At 64.3% G+C, this 9,337-nt stretch carries 11 protein-coding genes and 1 pseudogene; 7 read left to right on the top strand and 5 right to left on the bottom strand.

The features are described from left to right. Window positions 1-8 precede the first annotated feature (8 nt). Window positions 9-1,334, bottom strand: a complete 1,326-nt coding sequence (gene fliI / locus HZB49_RS21575) for a flagellar protein export ATPase FliI (RefSeq protein ID WP_291615040.1) — start codon at window positions 1,332-1,334, stop codon at window positions 9-11. 438 nt (window positions 1,335-1,772) lie between these two features. Here fliI and ctrA point away from each other — a divergent pair, with 438 nt between their 5' ends. The 7 genes from ctrA (at window position 1,773) to HZB49_RS21610 (ending at window position 6,573) form a co-directional block, all read left to right on the top strand. Next, window positions 1,773-2,474 (top strand): response regulator transcription factor CtrA, encoded by a 702-nt coding sequence (gene ctrA / locus HZB49_RS21580; protein WP_016848562.1) that lies wholly within the window; start codon window positions 1,773-1,775, stop codon window positions 2,472-2,474. A 176-nt stretch (window positions 2,475-2,650) separates the two neighbouring features. Continuing rightward, on the top strand, window positions 2,651-3,457 hold the full coding sequence (locus HZB49_RS21585; protein ID WP_291615042.1) for a cytochrome P460 family protein: 807 nt from the start codon (window positions 2,651-2,653) through the stop codon (window positions 3,455-3,457). A gap of 123 nt (window positions 3,458-3,580) precedes the next feature. Further along, on the top strand, window positions 3,581-4,171 hold the full coding sequence (locus HZB49_RS21590) for a DUF4126 domain-containing protein (RefSeq protein WP_291615043.1): 591 nt from the start codon (window positions 3,581-3,583) through the stop codon (window positions 4,169-4,171). A 112-nt stretch (window positions 4,172-4,283) separates the two neighbouring features. Then, entirely contained in the window at window positions 4,284-4,688 is a 405-nt protein-coding gene (locus HZB49_RS21595) for a DUF350 domain-containing protein (RefSeq protein ID WP_291615045.1), read from the top strand. A gap of 2 nt (window positions 4,689-4,690) precedes the next feature. Then, window positions 4,691-5,089, top strand: a complete 399-nt coding sequence (locus HZB49_RS21600) for a hypothetical protein (protein WP_291615047.1) — start codon at window positions 4,691-4,693, stop codon at window positions 5,087-5,089. A 96-nt stretch (window positions 5,090-5,185) separates the two neighbouring features. Next, window positions 5,186-5,410, top strand: a complete 225-nt coding sequence (locus HZB49_RS21605) for a hypothetical protein (protein WP_291615049.1) — start codon at window positions 5,186-5,188, stop codon at window positions 5,408-5,410. An 8-nt stretch (window positions 5,411-5,418) separates the two neighbouring features. Further along, entirely contained in the window at window positions 5,419-6,573 is a 1,155-nt protein-coding gene (locus tag HZB49_RS21610; RefSeq protein ID WP_291615051.1) for a glutathionylspermidine synthase family protein, read from the top strand. Between the two features lie 56 nt (window positions 6,574-6,629). Here HZB49_RS21610 and HZB49_RS21615 read toward each other — a convergent pair whose 3' ends face one another. The 4 genes and pseudogenes from HZB49_RS21615 to HZB49_RS21630 form a co-directional block, all read right to left on the bottom strand. Beyond that, window positions 6,630-7,505: a protein-glutamate O-methyltransferase CheR gene (locus tag HZB49_RS21615; RefSeq protein WP_291615053.1), complete on the bottom strand. Its 876-nt coding sequence runs from the start codon at window positions 7,503-7,505 to the stop codon at window positions 6,630-6,632. Continuing rightward, window positions 7,502-8,653, bottom strand: a complete 1,152-nt coding sequence (locus HZB49_RS21620; protein WP_291615055.1) for a chemotaxis response regulator protein-glutamate methylesterase — start codon at window positions 8,651-8,653, stop codon at window positions 7,502-7,504. The genes HZB49_RS21615 and HZB49_RS21620 overlap by 4 nt, the downstream gene beginning before the upstream one ends. An 82-nt stretch (window positions 8,654-8,735) precedes the next feature. Continuing rightward, window positions 8,736-9,101, bottom strand: a complete 366-nt coding sequence (locus tag HZB49_RS21625; RefSeq protein ID WP_291615057.1) for a response regulator — start codon at window positions 9,099-9,101, stop codon at window positions 8,736-8,738. 77 nt (window positions 9,102-9,178) lie between these two features. Next, window positions 9,179-9,337 (bottom strand): annotated as a pseudogene (locus HZB49_RS21630) (chemotaxis protein CheW); the annotation flags it as partial.

Raw genomic sequence — 9,337 nt, forward strand, 5'->3', positions numbered from 1 at the left:
TGACAAAGTTAGCGTTCCGTTTCCAACCGCCCGAGGATTTGCTCCAGCCCGGCGTAACCCTCCGCCAGCGAGGATTTTTCGTCCTTGGCCTGGCGCAGGAAGGCCTCCAGCGGCTCGTGCAGGCGGATAGCCTCGTCCACCTCGGCACTGGAACCGGCCCGGTAGGCACCGAGCCGGATCAGCTCTTCCATGTCCGCATAGGTCGCCATGACCTGACGGGCCCGGGTGATGATGGGCAGGAAGGCCGGATCGGCCGATTTCGGCATGGTGCGGGACACCGACTTGAGGATATTGATCGCCGGATAGCGCCCGCGCTCGGCGATCGAGCGCTGCATCACGATATGGCCGTCCAGGATACCGCGTACGGCATCGGCAATGGGTTCGTTATGGTCGTCGCCGTCGACCAGCACCGTGAAGATGCCGGTGATGGTGCCCTGTCCCATGCCGGGACCGGCTCGCTCCAGGAGCTTCGGCAATTCCGTGAACACGGTCGGCGTATAGCCCTTGGCGGTGGGCGGCTCGCCGGCGGAGAGGCCGATCTCGCGCTGTGCCATGGCAAAGCGCGTTACCGAGTCCATCAGGCACAGCACGTCGCGGTCTTCGTCGCGGAAATATTCGGCGATGGCGAGCGTCAGATACGCGGCCTGGCGGCGCATCAGCGCCGGCTCATCCGAAGTCGCGACCACCACGACGGAGCGCGCGAGGCCTTCCTCGCCGAGGTCGTCCTGCAGGAATTCCTGCACCTCGCGGCCGCGTTCGCCGATCAGGCCGATCACGGAGACGTCCGCGTCGACATTGCGCGCCAGCATCGACAGCAGCACGGATTTGCCGACGCCGGAGCCGGCAAAAATGCCCATGCGCTGGCCTCGGCAGCAGGTGAGGAAGGTATTGAGCCCGCGCACGCCGAGATCGAGCGGCGGACCGACGCGCTGGCGGGAATGCGCCGGCGGCGGCAAATTCCGGTATGGCATGGGCGAAGCGCCCTGTACCATCGGCCCCTTGCCGTCGATCGGCTCGCCCATTGCGTTGACCACGCGGCCGAGCCAGGCCGCCGACGGCCGCACCTGTCCAGCCGCGTTGGCAATCACGGCGCGGCAGCCGCGCCGCACGCCCTCCAACCCTGCGAATGGCATCACCACCGCATTGTCGCCGGAGAAGCCGATCACCTCGGCCGGGATGAACCGGTTCCCGCCGGTCTCGATCACGATGCGCGCCCCCACCGACATGGCGTGGATGGGACCTGCGATCTCCACCATCAGCCCGCGCACGCCCACGACGCGGCCATAGATGTTGACGGCGTCGAGGTCGCTGATCTGCTCGGCCAGTGCTTTCACGATTTGGCTTTCAAGACCTGGCTTTCAAGACTTGGCCTTCAAGATTTGGCCCTCATGCTGAGACCTTCATTGCGAAACCCTTAAGTTTCCGCGTCTTTGCCTCGATCGCTTAACTTCGTGTTTACCCGCATCGTTAATCATTACGTCACTGTCTTTGGTGACTGAGAGCGCTCGCCCACCCAGAAGGAAGGGCGAGTCGCAAGAGTCCGTTAGCGCGGACTCTTAATGTGGAACTTGAACGCGGTGGGTGACGAAAAGCTGGTCTGACGCAATATCTTAGGGCGATTCGACAAAAATTGCACGGTTAGAGCTTGCGAAACAGAATCAGATTTTGTTAACCATATGACTGTCAGGATCCGAATCAGTTGTTCAAAGGCGTTTGTGTGCCGCAGTGTGCGGCCGACCTGACGCCCGGAGCGGCGACTAAAGGGGACTGGCATGCGCGTTTTGCTGATTGAAGATGACAGCGCCGTCGCGCAGTCAATCGAGCTGATGCTCAAATCAGAGAGCTTTAACGTCTATACGACGGACCTCGGCGAAGAGGGCGTCGACCTCGGAAAGCTCTACGACTACGACATTATCCTTCTCGACCTGAACCTGCCCGACATGTCCGGCTATGACGTGCTCAAGCAGCTGCGGGTCTCCAAGATCAAGACCCCCATTCTGATCCTCTCCGGCCTCGCCGGCATCGAGGACAAGGTCAAGGGTCTCGGCGTCGGCGCCGACGACTACATGACCAAGCCCTTCCACAAGGACGAACTGGTCGCCCGCATCCACGCGATCGTCCGCCGTTCCAAGGGTCACGCCCAGTCGGTCATCCAGACCGGCGATCTCGTGGTCAATCTCGACACCAAGACGGTCGAGGTCGGCGGCCAGCGCGTGCACCTGACGGGCAAGGAATACCAGATGCTGGAGCTGCTCTCGCTCCGCAAGGGCACCACCCTCACCAAGGAAATGTTCCTCAACCACCTCTATGGCGGCATGGACGAGCCGGAGCTGAAGATCATCGACGTCTTCATCTGCAAGCTGCGCAAGAAGCTGGCGAACGCCTCCGAAGGCCGCAACTTCATCGAAACGGTGTGGGGCCGCGGCTATGTGCTGCGCGAGCCGCACGAGGCCGACGAGCGCATTCCGGCCTGACCAGGGTTGTACGGCGGGCTTGTATAGCCCACTCCTCCCAGACTGGACCCCGCCGCAAATGGCGGGGTTTTTGTTTTTGGGGCACCGCCCACCGCGACAAATTCGCTTTCCCCCGGATTGAAACCCGCGCGGCGGGGTCTCGTACCTGACGGGATTGTCCGCAAACGGGGGAAGTCATGAAAAACGTCAGCCTGACTGGCGCAGTTGCGCTCGGATCGATTTCGGGGGCGCTCATCGGCTATTCGGCATTGGCCGGCGGCGACAAGGTCGCCTTCCCGGAGGGCTTCGAAAAGGGCACGCTCTATGCCGTCGTCGATCGCTACGACAACAAGCAGTATCGCGAGCTCTATGCGACGCCGGCCGCGGTCGATGCCGCGCGCAAGGGGCAGCCGATCCCGAGCGGCACGGTGCTGACGCTGGTGCAGTACAAGGCGCAGCTCGATGCCGCCGGCGAGCCGGTCAAGGATGCCAACGGGCGCTTCAAGAAGGGCGACCTCGTCGCCTACACCGTGATGGAGAAGCGCGACGGCTGGGGCAGCGAGTACAAGGACGACATCCGCAACGGCGAATGGGAATATCAGGCGTTCGGCCCGGACAAGAAGGTCAACGACAAGGCCAACCTCGCGGCCTGCTTCACCTGCCACAAGCCGCATGCCGGACAGGATTTCGTGATCTCGCTGGCGGGGCTGAAGGGCACGCCCGAAGGCGCCGTGGCCAAGCCCGCGCCCGGCCCCGGCGTGGTCTCGATCTCCGACTTCAAGTTCGGCCCCGAGACCGTCGTGGTCAGCAAGGGCCAGACCATCACCTGGACCAACACCGATTCCTCGCCGCACCAGGTGACGATCACCGGCCCCAAGTCGCAGCGCTCGTCGATCGCGCTGAAGGGACAGACCACCCAGCTGACGCTGGCCGATGCCGGGATCTACGACTACATCTGCGGCCTGCACCCAGCGATGAAGGGCAAGATCGAGGTCAAGGAATAGCCGCCTCTGTCACGGCCATAACGGAACGCTTGCAACCCCGCCTAACGGCGGGGTTGCTGTTTGGGAAGCTGCAAACGGTGCTAATCTGGGACCAGCGCAGGCAATTCGCTGATGGAGCGGCGCATGTCCAACGTCGATCTCGGACTTTCGATTGCGCTGGGCATCGCTCTGGCAGCGGCCACCGGCTTCCGGTTGTTCCTGCCGCTCCTGGTTCTCAGCGTCGCCGCCTGGACCGGGCATGTGAACCTGAATGAGAGCTTCGCCTGGCTCGGCACGCCGGCCGCGGTGATCATGCTCGGCACGGCGGCCGTCGTGGAGGTCGCGGCGTTCTACATTCCCGGCGTCGACAACCTGCTCGACACGCTGGCGACGCCCGGCTCCGTCGTTGCCGGAACGATCGCGTCCGCAGCCGTCATGACCGACGTGCCGCCGATGGTGAAGTGGACCGCTGCCATCATCGCCGGCGGCGGCGCGGCCGGCATCACCCAAGGCCTGACCGCGATGCTGCGGGCGAAATCGACCGTCTTCACCGGCGGCATCGGCAATTCCGCGGTAGCCACCGCCGAGCTCGGCGGTGCGGCGCTGATCTCCATTCTGGCGCTGGCGGCGCCGGTTGCCGCCTTGGCGCTGGTGATCCTGTTCTTCTGGCTGGCGTTCCGCCTGATTCGAAGCCTTTCGCGGAGAACACCGAGGGAAGAGAAGGCTCCACGCTGACCTTCACCGGCCAGCGGCGGTGGTTTTTGCTTTGGATTGAACCCGCCCTCGCCTCGCCCCGACCAACGGGCCGTGCAAATCTGCCGCTTACCTGCAGATTCGGGGTGACGTGATGGTGCTGCAATCCCTCGCCGGGCTGCCGGCGTTCCTGGTCTACTTCTGCACCGCGATCATCGCGGTGCTCGCCTATCTCTTCGTCTATACCCGCATCACGCCGCACAACGAATTCGAGCTGATCCGCAACAACAATCCGGCGGCCGCCATTGCGCTCGGCCTGTCCCTGCTCGGCTTCTCGCTGCCGCTGATCAGCGCGATCGCCCATTCCGCCAATGTCTGGGACTGCATGATCTGGAGCCTGATCGCGCTGATCGTGCAGATCATCGTCTTCTTCATCGTCCGCATTCCCGTGCCGAACCTGCCGCAGCGGATCGCCGACGGCGAGCTTGCGCCCGCGATCTGGCTTGGGCTCGCCTCGCTCGCCTTCGGCGCGATCAACGCCGCCTGCATGATCTACTGACCATGGCCGACAAACCGCCCTCCCAGTTCGGGAAACGCACACCCTCGGTACCGTCGAGCCCGACGCCGGCCCCGCCCGCCAAACGCTCACGCGAAGTGGTGCTGCTGGTGATGGGCACGATCGCCGTCGGCAGCACAGCCTACGCGCTGATGCCGCGGGAATGCACGCCGGCGCAGCCCGGCACCATGCCCAGCGTGTCCTCGCCGTCGGAGTGTCCGCCGCGCGGCTCATCGTCGAGCAGCCATGGCAGCTCGGGCGGATCGCGCTACAGCTACTCTTCCGGCGGCTCGTCCGGCTCGACGCAAGCGGCCACCACCGACGCCAGCTCCAGCACCGTCAAGCGCGGCGGCTTCGGCAGTTTCGCTCACAGTTTCTCGTCACACTTCTCGTTCGGCGGCTGAGGCGCACGATGCCGTGAGGCGAGCTGCTTTCACTTGCCATGCGCCTGGGCTTGACCAAGACTGCCGACCTTCATTCATCGCAGGCAGGATCGCCCCATGAAACGCTCGCGTCGCGTCGTGCTGACACTGATGGGAAGCGCCGCGGTCGGCGCCGTCTCCATGGGCTTCACCCCGCGCCGCGATTGTGGCCCGGGCATGGAAGCGGTGCCGGGACCGGACGGGCGGCCCTATTGCCGCGCCAGAAGCGGGTTCGGCATCACCTCGCATCGCATCCACGGGCACGGACATCATCACGGCCATGGCCACCATGGCGGCGGCTAGCAATCGCAATGCGACGCATCAATTGCCCCGAGCGCGACGACTGGCACGCGACCGCCGAGAGCGCAGGCTTCGATTTCCACACCATTGACGGCGAGCGTTACTGGGACGAGCGCGCCTATTACGCGTTCACGCTCGACGAGATCGAGCGCCAGATCGAGACGCCGACCGGCGAGATCGACGCGATGTGCCTCGAACTGGTGAGCAAGGCCGTCGAGGACGAGGAATATCTGCGGCGCCTCAAGATCCCGCAAGCCCACTGGCCGCTGATCGCGGACAGCTGGCATGGCGACCAGCCCAGCCTCTACGGCCGGCTCGATCTCTGCTACGACGGCAGGAATCCGGCGAAGCTGCTCGAATACAACGCCGATACTCCGACCTCGATCTTCGAGTCGGCCGTGTTCCAGTGGACCTGGCTCGAGCAGGCGATCGAGCGCAGCATCATTCCCAGACGCGCCGACCAGTACAACTCGATCCATGAGCGATTGATCGAGGCCTGGAAAAAGTTTGGCGTCAATCATTTGCACCTCGCCGGCATGATGGAGAGCACGGAAGATTCCGGCACGCTGGCCTATCTCGAAGATACCGCACGACAGGCCGGACTCTCGACCACACTGCTCGATATCGAGGATATCGGGATTGCCGGGGACCATCGCTTTGTCGATCTCGACAACCGCCCGATCGAGCTCGCCTTCAAGCTCTATCCCTGGGAATGGATGTTCCACGACGAATTCGGCGCCGAGATCGCGAAAGCGCCGACGCGCTGGATCGAGCCGCCATGGAAGGCGATCCTTTCCAACAAGGGCCTGCTGCCGCTGCTATGGGAGATGTTTCCGGGACATCCGAACCTGCTGCCGGCCTGGTTCGACAACGATCCGGAAGCCTCGAAGCTCGGCACCTCGTTCGTGCGAAAGCCGTTGTTCTCGCGCGAGGGCGCCAATGTCACCCTCGTGGCCGGCGGCTCGACGCTGGTCGAGCAGCAAGGCCCCTACGGCGCGGAAGGATTCATCCGGCAGGCCCTGGCGGCGCTGCCGAACTTTTCCGGGCAGTACGCCGTCATCGGCAGCTGGCTGGTCGATCACACGCCGTGCGGCCTGTCGGTGCGCGAAGACGAGAACCCGATCACCGGCAACACGTCGCGCTTCCTGCCGCACGCGATCCTCTAAAGCACGATCCGGAAAAGTGTGAAGCGGTTTTCCGAACAGATCATGCTCAACAAGGGCTAGCGCGCAGCCGCCACCAGTTTCAGCGGCATCGCAGGTGAACCTGCCGCAATGCGGGGCGCGGCGCGCGTCGTGTTCGGACAATACATGCCGCGGCGGTCCGGATAGGGCTTGAAGGCATCGGTGATGCCCACGACGGATTCGGCCGCACCCAGCACCAGCACGCCATCCGGCTCGATCATCCGCGACATCCGTTCGAAGATCATGGCCTTGGTGTCCTGGTCGAAATAGATCAGCACGTTGCGGCAGAAGATCACGTCGAAGGTGCCGAGGTGCGAGAAGTCCTGCAGCAGATTGAGCTGCCGGTGCTGCACCATGGCGCGAATGTCGGGGTTGAGCTGCCAGAGGTCGCCGTTCTGCTTGAAATGCTTCACCAGCATCTGGATCGGCAGCCCGCGCTGTACCTCGAACTGGCTGAACACGCCCGCCTTCGACTTCTCCAGCACGGCCTGCGCGAGGTCGGTGGCGACGATCTCCGTGCGCCAGCCCGAGAGCGCCGGCATGTCCTTGAGAATCATGGCGATCGAATAGGGCTCCTGGCCGGTGGAGCACGCCGCGCACCAGATGCGGATGGAGCGACGCGCCGCGCGCGCCTGGATCAGCGCCGGCAGCACCGCATCCTTCAGGTGGTCGAACGGTATCTTGTCGCGGAAGAAGAAGGTCTCGTTGGTGGTCATCGCTTCCACCACCTCCGCAGTCAGCGCTTCCGCGCTTGCCTTCATCTTCTGCACCAGCTCGGGGATTCCGGGCAGGCCCGCCTTGCGCGCCAGCGGCACGAGGCGGCTTTCGACCAGATACTGCTTGTCGGCAGAGAGATCGAGGCCGGAGCGCTCTTTCAGAAGCTTACGCAGATACTCATAGTCTGAGGGCGTCACGAGCGAACTCCGGAAAACAACTGAACGAGCTTCGGCGCGATCTGGTTGAGCGGCAGGATTGCCGCGCAGATGCCGGCGTTGGCCGCCGCGCCCGGCATGCCCCACACCACGGAAGTGGCTTCGTCCTGCGCGATCACGCTGCCGCCGGCTGCGACGATGTCCTTGCCGCCGCGCATGCCGTCGGAACCCATGCCGGTGAGGATCACCGCCAGCGTGCCGCCCTGCCAGACATCGATGGCGGATGTGAACAGCGGATCGACCGCCGGCTTGCAGAAGTTCACGGGCGGTCCGTCGTCGAGCGCGATCACCGTATCGGTGCCGTGGCGCACCACCTTCATGTGGCGGCCGCCCGGCGCAAGGTAGATGCGGCCCGGCTTGACGACTTCGCCATCGACCGCCTCTGCCGCGGGCCTGCGGCTCGAACGCGCCAGGTGCTCGGCGAGAATGGTGGTGAAGGTCGGCGGCATGTGCTGGGTGATGAGCACCGGGAAGCGGTCGATCACCGGGCCGATCTCGGTCACCAGCGACATCAGCGCCTGCGGACCGCCGGTCGAGGAGCCGATCACCAGCGCGCGCGGCGCCGTCAGGCCGAATTGTCGTTTCACCAATGGCGCGGCGACGGGTGCGGCCTTCGCAACCGGTTGCGGCCGCTCCTGCGCCGGCGCCAGCGGCGGGCTCGCTGCCGCCGTGCGGCGGACCTTGGCCCCGAGGTGGCGGATCTTCTGGATCAGGTCATGGTGGAAGATGTCGGCGGCGGTCGCCTCGCGCGTGCTCTCGGGCTTCGGGATGTAGTCGGAGGCGCCGAGCGACAGTGCCTTGAAGCTGATCTCCGCGTTGCGGCGGGTCAGCGTCGAGGCCATGATGATGATGAGATCGCGCTTCTTGGCGAGCAGCTGCGGCAGCGCGGAGATGCCGTCGAGCTCGGGCATTTCGATGTCGAGCACCGCAACGTCGGGATTGATCCGCTCGATCTGGTTGACTGCATCGAGGCCGGTACGCAGCGATGCCGCCACCTTCATGTCGGGCTCGGCATCGATCCAGCGCGAAATCATGCCGCGGATCACGACGGAATCGTCGACCACCATGACGCGGATCGGCTCGAGCCGGTTCGCACCATGGGTCGTGGAACTCATCAACGCAGTACTCATTTACTCCACCGACTACGGCACTAACGGCACACTGGAAAACGAAGATGCCGAAGGCCGCGAGACCGCCGGGATCGAACGCAGTTCAAATCAGTCCGACTTCCTGAAACTTGGCGGTCACGATTTCCTTGTCGAACGGCTTCATGATGTACTCGTTGGCGCCGGCATGCAGCGCCCGCGCAATATGGGCGACGTCGTTCTCGGTGGTGCAGAACACCACTTTCGGCACATCGCCGCCGGGCATGCGGCGCAGATTGCCGAGGAACTCGTAGCCGTCCATGACCGGCATGTTCCAGTCGAGCAGCACCGCGTCCGGCAGCTCGCGCTTGCAGGCTTCGAGCGCCTTCTCGCCATCCTCGGCTTCGATGATCTGGAAATCGAGACCTTCCAGAATCCGGCGCGCGACCTTGCGGATGACGCTTGAATCATCAACGACCAGGCATGTTCTCATCTTCGGCCCCTTGGCTCTTCCAGTTCCCTGACGGGACGTTTTCCAATCCACTCTAAGTCTGCGGCGTGCCGTTCGGCTTATGCCGCCTTCATTTCCGGCGCGAGTTCGAGGACTCTATCGACGTCGAGGACGACCATGAGCTGGCCGTCGAGCCTGTGGACGCCGCCGGCGAGCTTGGCCATGCGGGGATCGAGGTTGACGGGGTTTTCCTCGCGGCCGGCGTCGGCGAGGCGCAG

Origin of the sequence: Bradyrhizobium sp. (assembly GCF_016219575.1) — a bacterium.
In the GTDB taxonomy this organism is placed as follows: domain Bacteria; phylum Pseudomonadota; class Alphaproteobacteria; order Rhizobiales; family Xanthobacteraceae; genus Bradyrhizobium.

What these genes read in the sequence shown, in the direction of transcription:
- ctrA (WP_016848562.1), top strand. Translation starts at nt 1,773, where the DNA reads ATGCGCGTTTTGCTGATTGAAGATGACAGCGCCGTCGCGCAGTCAATC.
- HZB49_RS21585 (WP_291615042.1), top strand. Translation starts at nt 2,651, where the DNA reads ATGAAAAACGTCAGCCTGACTGGCGCAGTTGCGCTCGGATCGATTTCG.
- HZB49_RS21590 (WP_291615043.1), top strand. Translation starts at nt 3,581, where the DNA reads ATGTCCAACGTCGATCTCGGACTTTCGATTGCGCTGGGCATCGCTCTG.
- HZB49_RS21595 (WP_291615045.1), top strand. Translation starts at nt 4,284, where the DNA reads ATGGTGCTGCAATCCCTCGCCGGGCTGCCGGCGTTCCTGGTCTACTTC.
- HZB49_RS21600 (WP_291615047.1), top strand. Translation starts at nt 4,691, where the DNA reads ATGGCCGACAAACCGCCCTCCCAGTTCGGGAAACGCACACCCTCGGTA.
- HZB49_RS21605 (WP_291615049.1), top strand. Translation starts at nt 5,186, where the DNA reads ATGAAACGCTCGCGTCGCGTCGTGCTGACACTGATGGGAAGCGCCGCG.
- HZB49_RS21610 (WP_291615051.1), top strand. Translation starts at nt 5,419, where the DNA reads ATGCGACGCATCAATTGCCCCGAGCGCGACGACTGGCACGCGACCGCC.
- HZB49_RS21620 (WP_291615055.1), bottom strand. Translation starts at nt 8,653, where the DNA reads ATGAGTACTGCGTTGATGAGTTCCACGACCCATGGTGCGAACCGGCTC.
- HZB49_RS21625 (WP_291615057.1), bottom strand. Translation starts at nt 9,101, where the DNA reads ATGAGAACATGCCTGGTCGTTGATGATTCAAGCGTCATCCGCAAGGTC.